Origin of the sequence: Candidatus Viridilinea mediisalina (assembly GCF_002532535.1) — a bacterium.
GTDB classification, from domain to species: Bacteria; Chloroflexota; Chloroflexia; order Chloroflexales; family Chloroflexaceae; genus Viridilinea; species Viridilinea mediisalina.
In genome coordinates, this window is record NZ_NQWI01000059.1 from 9,912 (window position 1) to 30,223 (window position 20,312).

The 20,312-nt window shown below is 56.3% G+C and carries 11 protein-coding genes; all 11 read left to right on the top strand.

Translation table 11 applies throughout. The features are described from left to right. Positions 1–58 precede the first annotated feature (58 nt). The gene (locus CJ255_RS13065) at positions 59–3,442 is read left to right on the top strand and encodes an SNF2-related protein (RefSeq protein WP_165774699.1); all 3,384 of its coding nucleotides are present in this window, start codon (positions 59–61) and stop codon (positions 3,440–3,442) included. Next, positions 3,439–6,045 carry a protein DpdF gene (dpdF, locus tag CJ255_RS13070; protein WP_097644550.1) on the top strand — a complete coding sequence of 869 codons (2,607 nt, stop codon included), beginning with the start codon at positions 3,439–3,441 and terminating at the stop codon, positions 6,043–6,045. Before CJ255_RS13065 ends, dpdF begins: the two co-directional genes overlap by 4 nt. Positions 6,046–6,053: 8 nt before the next feature. Beyond that, positions 6,054–6,929, top strand: a complete 876-nt coding sequence (locus tag CJ255_RS13075; protein ID WP_097644551.1) for a hypothetical protein — start codon at positions 6,054–6,056, stop codon at positions 6,927–6,929. Beyond that, positions 6,926–10,165: an ATP-binding protein gene (locus CJ255_RS13080; protein ID WP_097644552.1), complete on the top strand. Its 3,240-nt coding sequence runs from the start codon at positions 6,926–6,928 to the stop codon at positions 10,163–10,165. The genes CJ255_RS13075 and CJ255_RS13080 overlap by 4 nt, the downstream gene beginning before the upstream one ends. Continuing rightward, a complete protein-coding gene (locus tag CJ255_RS13085) occupies positions 10,162–10,854 on the top strand; it encodes a hypothetical protein (protein ID WP_097644553.1) in 693 nt (230 codons plus the stop codon). The genes CJ255_RS13080 and CJ255_RS13085 overlap by 4 nt, the downstream gene beginning before the upstream one ends. Before the next feature lie 6 nt (positions 10,855–10,860). Further along, positions 10,861–15,462, top strand: a complete 4,602-nt coding sequence (gene dpdJ / locus CJ255_RS13090) for a protein DpdJ (protein ID WP_097644554.1) — start codon at positions 10,861–10,863, stop codon at positions 15,460–15,462. A gap of 22 nt (positions 15,463–15,484) precedes the next feature. Further along, positions 15,485–15,976 (top strand): hypothetical protein, encoded by a 492-nt coding sequence (locus CJ255_RS13095; protein WP_124681930.1) that lies wholly within the window; start codon positions 15,485–15,487, stop codon positions 15,974–15,976. Continuing rightward, a complete protein-coding gene (gene dpdD / locus CJ255_RS13100; protein ID WP_097644556.1) occupies positions 15,977–18,289 on the top strand; it encodes a protein DpdD in 2,313 nt (770 codons plus the stop codon). Positions 18,290–18,730: 441 nt separating this feature from the next. Next, on the top strand, positions 18,731–19,546 hold the full coding sequence (locus CJ255_RS13105) for a hypothetical protein (protein WP_097644557.1): 816 nt from the start codon (positions 18,731–18,733) through the stop codon (positions 19,544–19,546). Positions 19,547–19,626: 80 nt separating this feature from the next. Further along, positions 19,627–19,896 (top strand): hypothetical protein, encoded by a 270-nt coding sequence (locus CJ255_RS13110; RefSeq protein ID WP_245863383.1) that lies wholly within the window; start codon positions 19,627–19,629, stop codon positions 19,894–19,896. A 171-nt stretch (positions 19,897–20,067) separates the two neighbouring features. Then, on the top strand, positions 20,068–20,312 hold a 245-nt coding region (locus CJ255_RS13115), incomplete at its 3' end, for a hypothetical protein (RefSeq protein WP_133117007.1).

A 20,312-nucleotide genomic window follows, 5' to 3' on the forward strand; every position in this document is an offset into this window, starting at 1 on the left:
CACTCATGAACCCGATTCTCGCCATTCTTTCTGTGTAGGAATGATAGTCCGTTTTCCGATGGATCTTGACGCAGAGTATGAGAGTTTTCGTGATTTTCGGATTGGTACGATCCAGGGTTTTACGGAAGATATGGCCTCGGCTCAAGTGGCCTTTTGCGTTCACCACCTGAGTGAAAAGCCGGGTGGACGGGCAGTATTGGATCAGGTGATGGATATCCCTCTCCGCCACCTCACACGCTGTCATCTGTTGCCGGAAACGACCTTTACATTACACAATCATCCTGGGGTAACAGGGGAAATTCTTGTCGCTTGTGCTGATACGTTGGAGGAAGGCGCGTTTGCCTCCTACTATGCGCTTATTCAAGGTACGGTGCAGCAGGTTAGCGAAGTAGATATTACCCAGTTTAGCTCGACCCGCCAAGATTCCGACCCGCTTGCCCAGGCTTTGAGCTACGAATTGCAGCATCCAAAGTGGCGTCAGCCGCGTGATCAGGTTGTAACTTTCGCGGGAGAGTTAAAGAGTACAACCTATGGGATCGAAGATCTAGTCGGTTCGCGGGTGCTACTACTTGCTCATCAGGCGGAAGTCGTCTCGCGGGCGCTTAGTGCGCCTACCTGTCGTTTGATGCTTGCTGATGAGGTTGGTCTTGGCAAAACGATTGAGGCAGCGGTTATTTTACGGGCTTTACGACGGCGCAATCCAGCCATGAAAGCTTTAATCGTTGCCCCCAGCGCCCTGACGGGACAGTGGCGTAACGAGTTGAATCAGAAGTTCTGGCTTGATGTACCGATTCTTAAACCTGGGGGCGGAGGAGTAGATCTTGCGCTGCATCCTGCGGTCATGATCAGTGCTGAAGACTTGGCGACATATGACATCTATTGGGATCACTTGAAACGACGTGATTGGGATCTTTTGATTATTGACGAGGCGCATCATCTGCGTAAAAATCGCCTCCTGTATGATCGCGTACTGCACCTTAGCACCCAAGCCACCCGGGTTTTAGCTCTGACTGCTACGCCGATTCAACGCCGGGCTGAAGAATATCTTGATCTGCTGCGGTTGCTTGACCCTCGTCGCTACACCGCTGAAGATCAGCAGTCATTTCAGAATCTGGTGGCAGCACAGGAACAAGTGCGGACGGCGCTGGCACTGGTACGCCCCCAACTCAACGCAACCACTTTTGACTGGGAAGAGTTTAGTGAGGATCTTGCATCGCTCCTCGCCCGTCTGAGTGACGATGCAGGACTTCGTAGCTTAACTGACCTGCTCACACAACAGGAGCATGATCATCAGGAGGCCCTAGAGACGGCGAAACAGATTGCTGCCTATATCAGTACGAACTATCGGATTGAAAATCGAATGGTTCGCAACCGCCGTGCCAGCCTCCAACTTGAGCTACCAACCCGCACATGTGACACCTCGTATAGCTATGATCCGGGTGAGCATGAGCGCGAGTTATTGGAAGATCTGTATGAGTATCTAGGGGCGTATCTTGCTCAAACCGCAGGAACGGCTCTAGAGCTTGAATTGGCCCGCGTATGCCTGCACAGTGCGGCGAGCAGCCCTCAAGCCCTGCTCAAGGTGCTGCACTGGCGGATTGCAGCGCTGCGCGAAGGGTTAGCCAAATCTGCCAATAGTGCTACGCTTACAACACTCACTTCCCCTCGTCGCGAGCAGGCCCGGATCAAGCAACTGGCCCAAACGGCACCACCAATGCGTGATGAACTGGCGCAACTTGAGCAACTCATCCGGCGCACCGAGTTATGGCTAGAGGAGAGCGCACAGTTGCTTGCCGGGGTGCGGCGGGCCACAGCCAACATTGCCCAACATGATCGGCTCGTCCAGGCGCTACGGGCGATCTATGCTGCCTGCGAAGCGCGTCAGGACGCCAAGATCGTCGTCTTCTCCTCGTGGCCGCAAACAATTGATGCGATCCAGCAGCATCTGATCCGCTTGCTAGGCAGCGCAATTGCGGTGCGTTTCACAGCCGAGATGGACGAAGCCAACCTACAACTTGCCGCCGACAGATTTCAGCGCGATCAGAATTGTTGTGTCTTGCTTTGTGATGAACTTGGCGGCGAGGGACGCAATTTCCAAATTGCCCAGCAGATCATCCACATTGACCTGCCCTGGACGCCAGCCCAGATTGAACAGCGGATAGGACGAGTTGATCGCCTCGGGCGAACAGGCGAGGTGTGTTCACTGCCGATTGTTGCCCGCGATACGCTCGAACATGATCTCTTTCGCCTATGGAATGAAGCGCTAAACCTGTTTACGTATTCACTCAGTGGTATGGAGATCGCGCTTGAGGAGATTCAGGATCAGTTGGTTGATGCACTCCGTACCAGTGTACGTACAGGATTGTCCGGGATGCACCAATCACTCGCGAATTACGCGAGCCAGTTACGACAGGAAGTTGAACGTGAGCGCTACTTTGAAGAGGATGCGATCAATCAGCGTCGCCGCTATGAGTTTGAGCAGATTAGTAAGCGTTATCGTGATGGCGAGATTGTTCGCAAGGCCGTGCAAAACTGGACAGCCATTGCGGGTGTGAGCAGTTATCACATGGACGGGGTGGAGATGATCTATGACGCCCAGCGTTTTAATCTGAACTCAATGATTAATGCACGGTTTCTGCCACCAAACATGGAAGAGGCAGCCCGGCGTTCTGGGCGACAACGTACAACCCAGATTCGCGGTACCTTCAATCGCGATCTTGCCATCCGCCGCGAAGATTTGGTCTTTTTTGCGCCTGGTGATGATCCGTGGACAGATGCGGTGATCGCGAATGCGCTTGAGTGCGATCGAGGGCGCTGCTGTGCCATCGGTTTTATGCCCCAACCAGGGGTCACTGTACCCTTCTTTGATCTGTTCTACACGTTCCAAATCAATCCCAGACCACTCTATGCCGCAGGCCTCGCACCGATCTACATGCTTCAGGCGCTGGGATATCTGGCCTGTACCCATAAGCGTATCCTGATTGACGCATATTCAGGCAACGTAATTGATCGTTTCGATCCAAGGTGGAAGTTTGCCGAGAAGTCGTTCGATCAGGTTGTTGCGATTCACCTTGGTCGCCGTAGTGATGATAAACGTCGGGGTTCAGCCCAACTTGGAAATTTTCAGGCTTGCTACCCACATGATATTTGGGCAGATCTTGTCACTGGAGCAGTCAATGCTGCTACACAATTTCTTGACGATGATCTGAATGCTTACACCGAGGAGCTTGCGGAAGAAGCTGCCAACGAGTTGCGGCTCCACGCCAACGGCTGGGAAGCCGGTTTGCGTTGGCATACAAGCTACGGCCTTGAGAGTGCAACTGAACATGCAGAGTTAGCCGTTTTTCGCGAAGCCATTGATCTGATTTTGAAAGGTATTCGTCGCCCACTGCGTCGCCTGGAGTCAATCTGTTTTTACAGTCCTATGGAAACCGCTTCATGAGTACTGATGCCATATTTGCTCTGGCAACAAGGATGCTGCAAGATGAGCATCCCGATTACCCCGCATACTATCTGCAACAGAGTCGCCTTTGCAAGGATCTCGATCCACTTGATCAAGCTCGCACTGCAGCATGTTTGCGGCTTACACTCGCGCTTCATGATTACGCTGATGGGCGGGCTGGGGATGCCGATCTTGCCATCCTGTTACGCGGCATCTGTCGTGCAAACGGCCAGAGCATCAATATTGCTTCCGCGCTCTGGCGGACAATTGAGCGAAAAGTTGCTGATCCGGGTTTACTCATCATCGGTGAGCAAACGAATCGGCTGGTTACGATTGATGCACCAGCCTGGCATCCCCACTGGCTCAGCCATACCGGGCGCATTGATGCGCTAGAACGACGTGGATCTCATCAGCCATCAATCGGTGATGGACTGCTCTATGTTATGACTGGTTGGGTTCATTATCAATCCGAGGCCCAAAAAGCCGCCGTTCATGCCTTCCTCTTTGCTGCTCCTGGCTCAAGCACACTGGTCACGATGCCAACGGGCGCGGGAAAAAGCCTCTGTATGCAACTACCAGCCTGGTCAGACACACGCGGCGGCACAATCGCGGGTGGCACAACCCTGGTGGTTGTGCCAACGGTAGCATTAGCGCTCGATCAGCAGCAGCGAGCCAGTACATATTTCAAGCACGCTATCGATGAATGCCACCGCCCACAGGCATGGATCGGTGGAATGTCAGCCGAGCGCAAAAGTATCGTCAGGCAAGGACTGAGCAATGGGACGCTGCCGATCTTGTTCCTTTCGCCTGAAGCGCTTATGGGTTCGGAGTTACATACGCTTGCGTTCCACGCGGCCAGTTGCGGAAAACTGCGCCGCTTTGTCGTGGATGAGGCCCATATCATTGATGCCTGGGGCGCAAATTTTCGCACAGACTTCCAGTTTCTTTCGACATACCGTCGCCAATTGTTAGCGACTTCTGGGGGACATCTACGTACACTTTTATTGACCGCAACGCTGACAACTTCTGCCGAATATCTGCTCAAAAATCTTTTTAGCGAGCAGAATCAACTCACCACAATTCATGCAGGACGGCTCCGACCCGAGATTGGTTACTGGATGCATCTGAGTCGTTCGCTGAATGAGCGACAGCGTTATGTATGCGAGGCCATTCGCTATTTACCACGCCCCTTGATTCTCTATACGACCACTCCAGCCGATGCAGAGGATTGGCTCAAGCAACTCCGGCGCATGGGTTACCGACGGGTGCGCAGTTTTACCGGGACAACAACTGCCCAAGAACGCGAAATCCGCATCAAGGAGTGGAATGAGGGTCGGATTGACCTGATGTGTGCAACCTCCGCCTTCGGGTTAGGGATTGACAAACGTGATGTGCGAACCGTCATTCACGCCTGTATTCCCGAAAATGTTAATCGCTTTTACCAAGAGGTTGGCCGCGGAGGTCGGGATAGCTGTAGCACCATCAGCCTCTTGTGTGCGGCTCAAGATGATTTTAGCTTGGCTCATAGCATGGTGAAATCAGCCCGCATCACCTCCGATAAGGCAGTACCGCGTTGGTTTGGCATGCTGGAGTCAGGAAAATTGGTCAAGGGGCGTGGCGATACGCTGCTGATCGATCTTGATGCACCACCTAATGATCGCAGTGATATTCGTCGCAGCCCCAAAAATCGGGATTGGAATGAGCATACGCTCTTGCTTGCCCAACGAGCCCAATTGGTGGGCATTGAAGATGCACGGGTTGAGGTTGAAGCGGGAGTGCCAGAAACCCCGTATGATCTTGCGCCACTATGGATGAGTGTGCGCCTCCGTGAGCCAGATCGGGCCTATGATACCGACTATATCAAAGCAACATTTGAAACTGCACGTTCAGCAGAACTTGAGGATCTGCAGGAGGCACTGCAGGAGATGCGTAGGCTTTTGCAAGACAATACCAAACAGAGCCCTCAACGGTGTATTGCGGCCACCCTTGCACGAAACTATCCCGCTATGGCGCACGCTTGTGGTGGCTGTCCTGCTTGTCGTAGCTATGGACAAGAGCCATATGCGCAACCGCTCAGTGTTAGTGCCGAACTATTTCACGGCCCAATCAATGCCTCGCTGCTTAGCGGGGAACTTGCCGCTCTCATCGCTCAAGGGCAACCCCTGACACTCCAGTATGATCCGCCGCTGACCAGTGCAGGAATAATAGACATACTTGGTGGGCTACTGCGACTAGGCGTGCAGCAGATGATCCTGCCCGAGTTGCTGCTTGATGGCGATGGGCAGTTACTTCCCCAACGCTTATCAGCATATGCTCGTACCCCGCATCGTCTGGTGCATAGCCAGTATGTACGCGATCACCAGCGTGATGCACTCTTTCCTTTACCTACAGCCGTGATCTATCCAGTCCTTGAAGCAGAAGCCGATCAATTGCACCGGGCATTGAAGTTGTTTGACCCGATCATCCCACGCATCAATATTGTTCCCCGTGCTTTATTCCTGCCTTGCGAACATGGGCGGCTGGTTGATCGGATCGAGGGCCTCGTCCAAGATCTCATGCTGTTAGATCAGATTGTGAACCAAGCAGAAATTGATCTGTTTTAGGAGTTTTCATGGCATACGAAATCTTGAACAACCAACAAGTAACCCCGCCGCGCCTCCACTCCATGGTGCGGCTTGCACCTGCTTTGCGCCAGCCGAGCCGCAAAGCTCTCTTCGATGCCCTCCAACCGGTTGATGCGCTCCCTAAACTGGACAATCAAACAGCAGCCTCAAATGTTTTTACTGCCGCAAGAAGTTGCGGGCTGTTAGCTGAGGATGAAGCAGGCATCGTGCGCTTGCAAGTAGCGCTAGCAAGGATCGAGACCTTGGCAGCGTTTCGTAGCTACATGCAAGAGGCTTTGCTTCACGTTACTGACGATGGCGAAGACAATTTCCTGTTTAATCTTTATACGGCTTGGTATGCGGCCCAGGACGATCGAGTATTCCAGTTTGAGCAGAAAGATTTCGAGTTACGTTTTAACGATGCCCTATTCCCCGATGCCGACGAGCGTCGGTTTAATACCACGAAACTACGCGCTTGGCGGGTTTGGACAGCCTTTCTTGGCCATGGTTGGCTGCTTAATCAGGGAGCGCGTACCATCCTTGTGCCCGATGCACGGATGCGAATTGAACCCATCCTAGGGCAGTTATTGCCAGAAGGCCAAAGCCTGGTGCGGATGGGCGAATTTATGGAACAGTTGGCCGAGCATTGTCCTGAACTTGATCGCGGGACGCTGTTCCAACGCTGTGCGCAGGTCAGTCGCACGTCGGATCTGTTTAGCAACCGTCTCAGTCTGATGCTCTCGAATGCACTGCGCGTGCTTGATACCGCAGGCTTTATCCAACTCATTCTCCGCGCTGACGCACCAATCAAATGGCAACTCTATCCCGCCACAGGCCACGCCCATCGGCAGGTCTCGCATATTCAACTGGGGAGGGCGGCATGAGTGAATTTACGTGCCATCAATGTTGGAAGCATGATCGCATCAACGACGTGATTAACATGGAGGCGATTGCAGTTGATATTCCCGATTTTATGGCGACCCACACGCCACTGGGGCAGATCGCTTATTTGCAACCCAGTGGACCAATTGCGGTCAGCGAAGCTGATCTTCTTGGCGAATTGACCAAAAGTTCGCAAGCTGATCGGCATATGTTTGCGATTGTGGAAGGAGAGCCTGGTACGGGCAAATCGCACCTTATTCGCTGGCTCTACGAACGCTATAAGGACGAACAGGCTGGTCAGGATGAGGTGCTGCTGATTGAGCGTGCCCAAAATAGTCTGTTGAGCACGCTGCGTCAGATCATTGATCGGCTAAGCCTAGCTGGTGATGCCTTGCGTGAGCAGATTGCGAAGTTACGGGGTGCGGCGGAATCACTCTCGGCCCGCGCGCTGCAAGATACGCTGATCAATAATCTGGCAATTGCAACCTATGAGCGCGAGGCTTCGCGCAAGCCAAAGATTAGAAATAATATCGAGCGCTTCTTACTTGATGCGCTTATTCGTGAGCAACTCAAGGCAGAGGATGGGCCAATCGAGCGGATCGCACGCTTTCTTACCGTAGGGCGGCGCAACGATGATACAGACCAGCGCCCAGAGTTTCGCCCTGATGATTTTGAACTGCCCACCAAATTATTGTACGACTTAAGAACGCAAGGCTATCAAGAGGCCAAATATCTTGCCGAAGCCCTAAGCATGAGTCTCGATTTACGCAGTGAACTCGCTGCATACCTCAACGGTCTGCTTGACTATGCCGTAACTAAAACAGTTGTACTCTCGCCCGATGATCTGAAACAGACCTTCAATGACTTGCGCCGCGAGCTGCGGCAGCAAAGGCGGGGCTTGGCTTTTTTCATTGAAGACATTACGGCCTTCACCGGGATTGATGTTGGCCTCATTGATGTGTTGGCAACCCAACATACCGGTGAGAGTAATCGTGACTTTTGTCGGATCGTTTCGATCATTGGCATCACCGACGATTATTTTCAAAGTCGTTTTCCTAAGAACCTGCAAGAGCGGGTTACCCATCATCTCAGTCTGAATGTTGCGGCCCCAGGACAGACTGGAGCCGGACTTTTGCCGAATTCCAGTGCAGTGGGTGGCATGTTCGGGCGTTATCTGAACGCGATGCGCCTTGAGCGTACAGTGGTGCAGGATTGGCACGCCAATGGTGGGCGTACAGCCCAATTGCCCAATGGGTGTGCTGGGTGTGCTTGGCGTGCGCCCTGTCATAGCGCATTTGGTGCGGTTGACATCGGAACGCCCGGGAATGAGTCCTACGTCGGGTTGTATCCATTCAACGAGCGTGCCGCATGGAATATTTTCCGGCGGCTGGATCATGAAACGATCACCAAGACCCCGCGTTCGCTGCTCAGATACGTGCTGCGTGAGGTGCTGCAACGCCACGGATCGCAGGTAAAGAGCGGGGCATTCCCGCCCCCCCCCAAAGAACTGGCCTCTGGTGTACGGGATATTCCACCACTCACCAAGCCCGTCCATCAACGGATTATCAATGAGCAGGGCGGGTCTAGCGCCCAGCGCATCCAGACCCTGGTACTGTACTGGGGTGATGGCTCAGTTGATACACAGGGCGAAGGGACGAGCCGAACAGTTGGCGGTTTGAGCGATACGGTGTATCGGGCATTTGGCATTACACCGATTGCGGGCAGTCTGGCATTCGATACACCAACAATGCCCGCAGTTAGCTCAGAGTTAAGCACACTTGGCGACCTGCAAAGACCACTAGAACCGCAGCAAGTTCAGCAAATCCAACCAGACACCCAACGCGAATCGACAGCGACACCGGGTGTCCGCATGCCCCCACCCCGTCCGCCTGCCCAGCCGCGCGACATGGGCAAATACACGGCTGATATCGCCAATTGGCGCGGCGGTGGGCAATTGGAGCATTACGAGAAACTGCGTGAATGGCTCGTCACATTTATCAAAGGCGGGATCCAGTGGGAGCTTTACGGTATTCCCGATCTCTTTGTCAAGGAGCGCATTGAAAACCGGCGCTTCGAGATTGAGGGGCAATCAGGCTCAGTGCGCGGTGATTGTTTGTTCTTGCCGCGTAGCGATGAACTTGCCGATGTGCTTCAAGCTCTGGTGGATTTGAATGAGCGAGGCCAGAAACTTGCCCCAGAAGATCTTGGTGCTCATCTGGCAACGCTAAGCACCTGGCTCCACAACATCGAACCTATGGTGGTCGAATTTGCGCTCAAACCGACCAATACGCAACCAGCCCCGATGCGTATCGTCGAGTTGCTCTTGCTCGACTGTCTGCTGCTCGAATGGCTCTGTGACGGCCTCAAGAATGATGCGAGCAGCCTCGATCTGCTTGGGTCAGTTATTGCCTCAGCCGCCCGCGAGACGGGTTCCCAACCGCTCAAGGAGCAAGAGTGGAACGCACTTGTTGAACAGGCCAAGAAGCGCCATAGCCCAACCTGGGCATCGCTACTTCGCCAGATCGGGATGAAACGCGCTCATTCCTGTCGCCGAGGGCTGGCCCGTTTGCTCAGTCTCCCGCAAGGCGACAGTTCTGATGTGCGCTATATTGACGCAACTCTTGGCCTACAGATTATTGCGGCGATGGGCAAGCGTGATTGGGAATTGCTCACCATCCCAGCAATTGACAAAAGGGCGAAAGTCATCTGGACAGATGGCGGAGCAGTCTATCAACTCTTTGCCCAACACATGGAGCAGGTGCTTGCTGACGAACGAAGCTTTCTCCAGGCCAAACTTGAGCGTCTGAAAGAACTTGCCGGGGAAGCTAAGCCTGAAGAGATCATGAAAGCGGTTGAGCAGTTACGCACAACAATGGGTAGATTCAACAAGCCGCATAGTCTGAACGAGCCGTCCTTTAAAGGGCCTGGCTTTAAGAATGCCCAGCAGTACCTTATGACTACGGTCAATCAGGAGGGGCGAGGGCTGACCGCGATTCGTATGTCTGCCGGAGGGCGTTTTGTTGAGCAAATGGAAACGATCTTGGTCTATCTCGCCGAGGTGGAGAAGGTTGCCAAGAAAATGCTAACCCAGACCGAGCAGCAAATTAAGCAACTTGGTGCAGATAGCACAGCTACCCAACTTGAGGAACAGACGATCGCTCTTTATGACGAAATCATTGAACGACTGCAAGCTTCGTCAGGAGAGCCGCAGATCGAGCCACAGGAGGTTTCGTCATGATTGTGACCCTGGTTGCGACTGTCGCCGAAAAACTTGCACTTGAGGATCGTTTGAAAACGAACCAAGCCGAGATTAAGTCAATTGAAGCGACACTCCGCGCACTTGACAAGGTCGCCAAGACGGTACGCGAATTTACCGATCAGCTTGAGGTCTGTTCGCCCTACTTAGACAAACAGGTGGTAGCGGATATTCGATCACAGGTTCAGTTTGTGGGCCAGGAATTAGCTACATCACGCCAACGGTTTGCTACAAACCGCAAAGAATGGTTGGGGATCCAAAAAGCTGAGAGTCATCTACAGCGTCCCATCAAAGATCTCGCTGATCGCTGGCAGAGCTATGCGAGTGGCAGGCTTTCACCTTACCGCGAATTGATGCGGTTAGTCAATTATCTGCCTGAAGTAGCAAGCAGTGCAACCGAGTTGGACCAACTTGTGCGATCGTTAGAAGATCAGGCAAAACGCCCGCCACGTACCCAGGCGCAACTTGAGCAATGTGAGGGTTTGCTCAAAACGCTGGGACAACGACTGGATAGGGTTGCAAGTCTGTCCATTGGTATTCGAGCATTTCTGGCGCGTGTTGTTGACAACCAAGCGACCCTACGTGACCTCACGCCCGAGGTGCAGCAGTGGATTGCTGAAGGCAAGCGGGAAGCCGCGTTTGCAATCTCATTTAGCCAGCACAGGAGGTAATGCCAAATGGTATGGCAACCGCTTAGCCAAGCTGAGGTAGATAGACTTGCTGGTGAGGTGCTTACGCTGATTGAATTGGCAGAGAGCAGCCTACTCAGTTGGGGCTTTGTTCAGGTGCAGCATGACCTAGATGCCGAATTGCCCACTATGCTGGATAAGCTCTCGGCGGTTGGGCGTGCGTTGTGGACGCAGGCGCAGGCTACTGGACTCACCCCGAACGATCTTTTGGCCAACCTCAAAGAGCGCAAGCTCATCTTTAAGAATCGGCAGGGCCTCTATCGGAGTCGCTTCGCTGAAGCTGTGCGACTGTTGTTTCTGCTGCGTCAGATGTTGCCGCATACCCATTGGCAGGCTGCCCCACGGCTGGTGAGCGATCTGCGGTTGCAGTTGCAGCGTCGCCGCTATCCCCGCCGCGATGTAGCAGTCGCTGATCTGATTGCAGCCCTTGAGTCGAGGGATGCCAATGCTTTGGAACTCGCTGTGGTCGAAGCATTGCTCTCTGATGCTAATGGGCTTCCGCTGCATCTGGCGCGTTTTCAGTTAGAGGCTACGCTGCGCCAGGTGCAGGCGCTGCGTGAGCGGCGTGATTACGGGTTGGTGATCGGGGCGGGAACGGGGGCGGGCAAGACCAAGGCGTTTTATCTGCCCGCCCTAGCTCAGATTGCCTCAACGCTTGACCATGATGAATCCTGGACCAAGGTTGTGGCAATCTATCCCCGGATCGAACTGCTGAAAGATCAGCTTGCTGAGGCGTTTCGTGAGGCGCGGAAACTCGATGCGCTGCTGCACAATCACGGCAAGCCGTCAATGGTTGTGGCTGCCTATTATGGCGATACGCCTACAGCGGCGCGGTGGTTGCTTACCGATAATGGCCGCCGTACTCAGGGGTGGAAACTGACGCCAGCCCGCGATGGGTGGATTTTTCCGACGATGCCATGCCCTACGTGCCGAGGCGATCTGGTGTGGCGCAAAGAAGATGTCAAAGCCGAGGTGCGGGAGAACGAGGCGCAGCGGTATGGCCAGTATGCGCGCCTGATCTGCGCCAAATGTGGCCTGATGATTGGTAGTGATCAACTGGTCTTGACACGGGCACAGATGAAGTTGCAGCCACCCGATCTGCTCTTTACCACGACCGAGATGCTCAATCGGCGGTTGAGTCGGCGTGAAGAGCATGCCCTCTTCGGGATCGGCGTGCGTCGCCCGCCGCGCCTGATGCTGCTGGATGAAATTCACACCTACGAGGGCATGGGAGGCGCACAGGTAGCCCATCTGTTACGGCGTTGGCGGCACGCCAGGGGGCGTATGCCCGGCCAGGGTCTGGTAATGGTTGGCCTCTCAGCGACCCTTAGCCAAGCCGAAACCTTTTTTGCGCGTTTGACAGGGCTTGCCATTGAACAGGTAGGCTATATTACACCTGCCGAAGCCGATCTGGTTGAGGAGGGGGTTGAGTACAATCTGGTACTCAAGGGCGACCCGGTCTCGGGCACGAGTCTGCTTTCAACCTCGGTGCAGACGGCGATGCTGCTGGGGCGTGTGCTGGATACACCGTGGGAACGACCTGGTGGGGCGTGTTCGCGGGGGGCCTATGGCCAGAAGATCTTTGCGTTTACCGATACGCTGGATGTGATCAATCGTTGGTATCACATCGAGCAGGACGCCGAAACAAACCAGGTGCTGAGTGCTTACCGCAAGGATCAACCAACCGCTACCCGCGAAGAACGTCAGCGCCGCAACGAGGCCGGTCAATGGTGGTGGGCCTGTGAGCAGATTGGTCACGATCTTGAGGCCCCATTGAGCCTTGATTTGACCTCTTCGCAGTATCGCGGGGTGCGCGCCGACGCCAATCTGGTGGTGGCAACCAGTACGCTGGAGGTTGGCTTCAACGATCCGGCGGTCGGAGCGGTAATCCAGCATAAGGCTCCGCGTAGCCTGGCTTCGTTCTTACAACGCAAAGGCCGCGCCGGACGCACCCGCATCATGCGCCCATGGATGGTCGTGGTTACGTCTGCCTATGGACGAGACCGCTGGGCGTTTCAACACGCCGAGCATCTGTTCAACCCATTGCTGCCGCCGCTCGATCTGCCGCTCGAAAATATCTATGTACGCAAGATGCAGGCGGCCTTCGCGCTGATGGATTGGCTCACGGTGCAGTTACCTGATCGTCCCCAGCAGCCCGATCTCTGGGCCGTCTTGAGCAACAATCCACAGTATCAAGGCAGGTGGTCGAGTGAGCGCCGCGCCATTGCCCGTTTGCTCAACGAGATTCTTGAGGGCGGCCCCGCTCGCAATGCACTCGAAATCTATCTTGATGCGGCGCTTGGGTTGGAGGGTGACGCAACAACGTTGGCGACAGTGCTTTGGGCTGAGCCGCGTCCACTCTTGCTTGACGTGATCCCGACGCTGCTGCGTCAACTCGAAACTAACTGGCGGCGCATTGAGCAAGGGACCGCGACGCCCTGGGCTGATACGCAGGCCCGCGACCCCCTGCCTGATTTTGTGACCCCAAACCTCTTTTCGCTCCTGAGCTTGCCTGAGTTGACCTTGCATCTGCCCGAGAAGGCCACTCCTGATACGGCAATGCGGCCCGATGAGCAGATGGGTCTGGTGCAAGGCATGGTTGAATTCACTCCTGGCCATGTCTCGAAGCGCTACGCACGCAGCAACCGCATCCGCGAGGCCCACTGGCTTGCCTTGCCAGACGATGCCAAACTCGACGGTGGGCGGCTGCAATTGGCCGATCTTGCGGTGGAACGTGACCCCAGTGCCCGCCGGATCGAGATTGATGGTGAATCAATCCTTGTTTACCGACCACAAGCCTACAACCTGGCGATCATTCCTGCGTCGGTGCTGCCCACGAGTAGTGCGCGGCTACGCTGGGGTTCACGCTTTGACGCCCAAAGTAGAGGCCGGGTCACCGATGCAATTCCAGCGATCACGCTTGAGTTTGTCCCTGATTCGCCTTGGCGCAAGGTCTTTGTTAAGTTTCAAGCTTTGACCCAGGCAACTGGCAGTTGGGTTGAGGTGACACGCGCTGCACTCGGGCTACGCGCCGAGACGCGCTTGAGCAATGGACGACAATCCCGGCGGCGCCTGCGCTTTGCAGAGGGCGAAACCCCGGCTGCATTAGGCTTTAGCTTGAGTGTAGATGCCCTTCAGGCTGAATTTGTGCCGCTTGAGGTAGAGCCGGTGCTTGATGGCCCTGATTGGCCCAATTTGCGCCAACACCTTGTCCCAGCCTATCTACGTTTTTGTTTGGGAACCGACCCGCGCCTCGTCGCTCTCGAGTTGTCGGACTTTGAACTCGACTGGCTCTGGCAACTCGAATTGTCAATGCTGGTCGCTACCGCCGTGGTGCGTAGCGTAGATTTGGCGACAGCCGCCGCTGAAGCGGCGACGAAGCGTGAAGTACTGGCGGCCCGCACGATGGATGTGATCTTCCAGAGCCAGCGGGCTTCTGTGGAAGATGACGAGCCGAGTGGACGTTTGCGCGAGCGGATCACAGCGCTGCTAAGCGAACCTGATGTGATTGCAGCACTCAATGCGTGCAATGGCGTGCTCTGGGCAGCGCCTGATGCAGCATTTGCCACTTGGTTGCAAGCCTGTTATGCCTCCTCACTTGGGGCCGTACTGTTGGATGCGGTCACCAGAATTGTGCCAGAACTCAATCCTGACGATCTGACGCTAGATGTGGTTGGGCAGACGATCTGGATTGCCGAACAGACGCCTGGTGGGGTGGGACTGATCCAGCGCATTGCAGAGGCGATCAGTCGGCGACCCCGCGACCTAGAGACCCAACTCCTCGATACGCTGCGCCACTGCGACCGTGAACTGCTGGCGAGCCAATTAGCGACGGTGGCCCGCTTATGCGACGCCGACGACGCCGAGCTTGGCTCAGCCTTTGCCCAAGCACGGCAAGCCACGAATTTCCGTGAGCAACTTGCCACACTGCGGACGCTCGGTGCGGCGTTGGAACCGCATGGCCTGCCTGCAACCCGCGATCTGGTGATTGCCTTGAATAGCAAATTCCTGCGCCCAAGTTCGGATCGCGCTAGTGATGATCTGGTTGCGGCCCTTGCCAAGCGTTGGGAGGAAGAACAACGCCGGTTGGGGTGTGCAATTGATCTACGGGTGATGGCGGTAGCCGCCTGGAGCCTCGATGACTTGCGCGCCCAGGTTGAACTGGTTTTGGAGCGTATCGGGGCCGCTCCCTTGGAGGAGAGTCAGGTCTTCAATCTTTTGCAGTCGCTGTTATGGCTTGACTGCCGTGATAGTTGCCCTGATTGCATTGAACGCCACCAACCCTATCAAGGCCTCGTGAAACCTTCGCGGGCCTTGCTGCGGGCATGCCTTGATCCGGCCTCAGAGAGCATCCGCTACGCTGAAACTGATTGGCAAGAGCGCCTCCTCGCCCGTCTGACTGAACGCGATGCGGCCCAGGTTGTCTGTACACAAGCTGATCTTCCTGCCCTGCATGCTGCGCTCAGTGAGTTGGTGGTGACGCCGCTTGAAGTTGGCTTCCAGTACCACTACCCGTCAATCGAACGGGTCGAGCGCCGTAGCGATGGTTGGATGGTGGGACTTGTGCTACGCGAACGGGTGCAGCGTTGAGGAGAATCCGATGCCGAACCGCGTGATCAAATCCCGAGTCCCGGGCGGAGCCTCACAACTCGCTGATGCGCTGGCTTCACTTATCGCACTCGAACTCCTGGTACCCGGCGGGCGCCTCTACCTGATCTCGCCGCACCTGGGCGACATGGTGCTCCTGAAGAGTCCCTTTGGGCAATTTCGGGCCTTGATGCCCGAGTTGGGCCGCTCGGCGATCAGACTAGGTGAGAGTTTAGGGATGCTGGCTGCCAGAGGTACCCAAGTACGAGTACTGTACCGCCCCGGCGATCCTGATACCGACGCCTTTGTGGCTGGACTCACGCATGAAGTGGCGCGCCGGGCGGTGTCGCGCCTCGACGAACGCGGCTTGATCAGTGAGCATTTCTATCTGCGCGGATCGCTTGAATTTGATCGTGGTGGGATCAGCACAGGCGATGAGAGTGTCGAGATTAGCACTGAACCCGATGATGTGGCCCGCGCTTTGCTGGACGCAGAACAACTCTGGAGGCGAAGCTAAATGATACGCCTACGCTTTGCCGATCCTGATCGGTATGCCCTAGCGGCTACGTTGGCCCGCGCTTGGGGCGCCACGCTTGAGCCAACAAGCCAGCAGATCGAGGCGACCGGCCCGTTGCTTGCGCTGCTTGAACGGATGGCTAACGGTACCGTCGCCATCCTGCCGATTCGTGGTGCTGACCAGGATACCTGGCTGATTGCAGGGGCCAATCGGCGTGATCTTGAAACGGCGCTGAACGGCGTAAGTCGCTTTGTCGTGCCGAGTTATGCCGAATATGAGGCGAGCTATCCTGTGCTGCGGGCCTTTGAGCCAACTGAGGATCCGCTGGGACGACTGGGCAACCAAATCTATCCGGCTGGCTACTATCAACTGCGCTCGCCGTCGGCTCATGCCCAGATCATTTTAGCGCGGATGGCCCGTTGGTTGGCCCTCGATGCGGCCCGCCCGAGCTTGCAGGCGACACGCCCACCCAGCTATCGCGATCTGTACGATGGTTTTCAGGCTGCGCTTTCAGCGGGAATGTGGGAGCGAGCCAATGATCTGCTAGATCAAATACGGCGATATGGTCTGGCAACGACCGAAAACCTGATGTTCCTCGAAGTGCAATGGCTGGCACAACAACGGCGTTGGCAGGAACTCTGGCAGCGGGCGGACTATCGTGATCTTGCGCGCCTACAGAGCCCCCGGGCGGTGCGAGCCGCACTCCTGGCCGCCTTCCACCAGAGTGAACTGCTCCCACTGGAGCAGGCCCAGCAATGGGATGCGGCACTGACTCTGTTCCGGCGTTCGCGAGGGATGCTCGGACGGCTGATCGAGGGAACTCCTGATCTGACGTATGGCCCGGCCCTGCGCACCTTTGCCTACCGCGAAGCTGCGGCGGGTGATCGAGATGCGTTAGCGCGGCTCGACGAACTAGCGCAGGATGACGAGACCCGTCAGGTGTTGACAGCCATTGCGGCGCTGCTGCCCCCGCCTGATCCACTGCTGGTTGCGGCGCCAGTTGCGCCGCCAGCCCTGACGGCAAGCCAAGCGTTTCGGCTGGCTTTGAGCGAGGGCGACTATGCGGCGGCGCTGGCAGCAGCCCAGGCCATCACGCAGGCCGATGAGCGGGTACGTGCCCTGCTCGATGGCGCATTTCTGAGTGGTGAACCAGCCCATGCCGAACTTGCCCTGCTTGAGTTTTGGAATTTGCCAGAGCCAGAGCAAGCCAGTTTACGGCAAAACCCACGGGTGGCCCGTAGCATTGCGATGCTCGAAGCCACCGTGACCCCGCTTGCGCCTGTGATCCCAGCATCAGATCCCAGCGCTGCACCGATCAATGACTGGCTCGCCTGGTTGAGCTTAGCAGCTACTGATGAGAATGACCCACGGCTGGCGCGTTCCCTGCCCATTGTTGCCAGCGTGGACGATAGTTACTGGACGGCAGAGCGGATCACCGAACTTGCCGAGCGGCTTGCCGATCTCGCAACCAGTGGCGCAACCCTGAATCGGCCCCATCTCCGCGATGCGATCCGCCGCCTCCGCGATCATCTGCTGCAAGACCCAGAATTCCCTCGTGACGACGCGGCTTATGGCGAAGTATACGAAGCGTTGTATGCCATAACCTTCGAGCAGCGCGAGCTCAACGAGGCGACAAGCTTGGTTTTGCTTCGCTTAGCCGAGGCCCGCTTGCGGCATAGTCCTAATACCATGACGAGCATTGCGGGACACTTGCAAGCGTGGTTGAGCGAACCGATACTGGCCTTGGAAGCGGTGGCCCAGGAAGCCCTAGACGTGATGGCAGCCTATGGGGTGCAGGGGCCAACCCTTGCGCCCTGGTATCGGCGTTGGGCAGAAACGGTGCTGGCAGCCCCCCGTCAACTGGATCGGCTAACCCTGGAAAGTTGGCTCCTGTTTGGCGAGTGGGTGCAACCAGGGCCAGATCTGCTCGACACCCTGCGCCAGCGGCTCAACAGGAGTGCGCCACGCACTGAAGACCCCATTGCCGCACTGCCAACTGGTTACCGGATCGGCATCTATATCCTTAGTCCTGATCGAGTCGGGCGGGTGGTCGAGTTGCTGAAACGGCGCAACCCCGATCTGGACATGATTGTCTGTGCCGATAAGGTCTTAACCGAACAGGCCCGTAACCTAGCCCAGACCGCCGACATGGTGGTGATTGTCACGGGATGTGTCAAACACGCCCTGACCTATGGCATCGGCCCATACCTGCGCGATCCTGTCTACCCAGCTTCGGTTGGCTCAACGAGCATCCTGCGGGCGATTGAAGAACGGGCTGCACGCGGGGCTTATACCAAAGCCGATAGCCGATAGCCGATAGCTGATAGCCGAGCATGGCATCTCAATGCGCTAGATTGTCATTGGGCATGCGACATGCTCAATGGTAATTGGGCAGTAGCGCAAAAGTCGCGCTGTCTGGGAGCGAGGGCATCTCGCCCTCGTTGCCCATTCGAGGGCGGGACGCCCTCGCTCCCAAGATAGCATGCAGGCTCACAGCGTGAATTTTGCGCTACTGCGTAATTGGTATTAGGGCTTTGTTCTCATGTGGTACTATGGACGAGTAGTCTGCTTAGGGATGGTTTCATGCCACTTTACCGTTTGGGCGCTTCCATCGCATGTTGACACCCTGCACCTGCTTCCTGCTTCCTGCTTCCTGCTTCCTGCTTCCTGCTTCCTGTTTCCTGCTTCCTGCTTCCTGCTTCATCCTTCATCCTTCATCCTTCATCCTTCATCCTTCATCCTTCATCCCTCACCATGCCCTCTCCCCCCAACCGCCTCCTCATCAGCCATATCACGCTGCGCGGCCCGGAGTTGGCGCAGATCTATGCGCTGATCTTAGCCCAACCCCAGCTTACTGACCCAGCGTTGCGCGCTGCCTTCTTGCCCACGTTGCCCCATGCCAATCCCCTCGATCTGGCCGATGCACCGCTGCGCGAGGCGCTCAGTTTCTTGCAGGTGGTGGGCCTCGTTGCGGTGCATGGCTCTCCCCAACACTATCAGGCGACCCCCCAACTCGCTGATGCGCCCTTTGCCCTGCTGTTGCTGCACCACCTCGCCAACCAGCGCGATCCTCGTCAACAGGCGCTCAGTCGCATCCAGCGCACCCTCGTTGCCAACGATACGCTCGCCATCACGCCCCAAACCCTGCGCGCAACGATGGAGCGCGGGCCGCTCCGCGACCTCTTTGCCTGGACGGGCGAGAAGGTGACTTTCTGGAGCCATCTCTACGCCTATCTGGGCCTGATGCGCCGCCTTGAGCGTAGCGCAGAACTGCTGGTGCTGCCCCAACCCGCCCTCGTGCTTACCACCCTTACCTGGGCGCAACAATGCTTGAACGGGACGACCCACCTCGCCGCCGCACTGCGCCTGATTGACCAAACCCTCTATGCCTGCTTCACCTCCCACGGCCAACTTCAGCGCGGCCTCACCCAAACCCTCATCGCTATGGAGCGCCTCGGTCAACTCCGCTTCAGCCACCACGCCGATGCTGCCCAGTCACTGATGCTCGGCGAACGCCGCGTGAGTGAGGTCATCGTGGGGAGTGGCAACAGCAGGGCTACACAGGTATAATTGAGGAGCAGAAGTGTGCTTTACATAGCGGTTCAGTGTGTACATCGAAATTCATGTTGCTTGGGGAGTTTGAGAAAATCATGGCAAATTCTACATTTGATGATGAAGCAATGCAAGCAGAGTATGATTTTTCGCAGGGTGTGCGTGGGAAGCATGCCCAAGGGATGCAGCAGGGTTATACTGTTGTTGTACACAAACTTGATGGTACTACGGAAGAGCGTGCCTTTCTCCTTCCCCAGGGCGTTGTTGCGCTTGATGCCGACGTGCAAGCCTACTTTCCCGACTCTGAAGCAGTCAATCGTGCCTTGCGCGGTCTGATTCAACTTGTTCCTTACCGTAAGCACTCATAATTTCGCTTTTCTTTCGTTTTGGCGGCTTCGCCGCCAAAACGAAAGAAAGGAAGTTCTTCGGGGGAGGCTCCGCCGCTCCGCCGCTCCGCCGCTCCGCCGCTCCGCCGCTCCGCCGCTCCGCCTCCCCGCCGCTCCGCCTCCCCGCCGCTCCGCCTCCCCGCCTCTCCCATCATGCACTCCCCCTATTTCACCCCCTGGCAACCCAATCTGATCCGCCAAGTGCTTACCACCGAGAGCCGCCAGAAGGCGCGGGCGCTCTTTTTGCAGACCCATCGCCCGCTCCGCCAGGTGCGGGTCGATTTCTGTAAGGATGCGCCGCTTGCTGGGCAGTTTGTCGGTGAGGAGGCGATCTATGCGCTGCTTGCCGCTGGTGCGCTGGATGCCGACAATCGCCTCTTTCTGCTTTTGGGTGAGGC

What these genes read in the sequence shown, in the direction of transcription:
- dpdD (WP_097644556.1), top strand. Translation starts at nt 15,977, where the DNA reads ATGATACGCCTACGCTTTGCCGATCCTGATCGGTATGCCCTAGCGGCT.
- dpdJ (WP_097644554.1), top strand. Translation starts at nt 10,861, where the DNA reads ATGGTATGGCAACCGCTTAGCCAAGCTGAGGTAGATAGACTTGCTGGT.
- CJ255_RS13105 (WP_097644557.1), top strand. Translation starts at nt 18,731, where the DNA reads ATGCCCTCTCCCCCCAACCGCCTCCTCATCAGCCATATCACGCTGCGC.
- CJ255_RS13065 (WP_165774699.1), top strand. Translation starts at nt 59, where the DNA reads ATGGATCTTGACGCAGAGTATGAGAGTTTTCGTGATTTTCGGATTGGT.
- dpdF (WP_097644550.1), top strand. Translation starts at nt 3,439, where the DNA reads ATGAGTACTGATGCCATATTTGCTCTGGCAACAAGGATGCTGCAAGAT.
- CJ255_RS13085 (WP_097644553.1), top strand. Translation starts at nt 10,162, where the DNA reads ATGATTGTGACCCTGGTTGCGACTGTCGCCGAAAAACTTGCACTTGAG.
- CJ255_RS13110 (WP_245863383.1), top strand. Translation starts at nt 19,627, where the DNA reads ATGGCAAATTCTACATTTGATGATGAAGCAATGCAAGCAGAGTATGAT.
- CJ255_RS13075 (WP_097644551.1), top strand. Translation starts at nt 6,054, where the DNA reads ATGGCATACGAAATCTTGAACAACCAACAAGTAACCCCGCCGCGCCTC.
- CJ255_RS13080 (WP_097644552.1), top strand. Translation starts at nt 6,926, where the DNA reads ATGAGTGAATTTACGTGCCATCAATGTTGGAAGCATGATCGCATCAAC.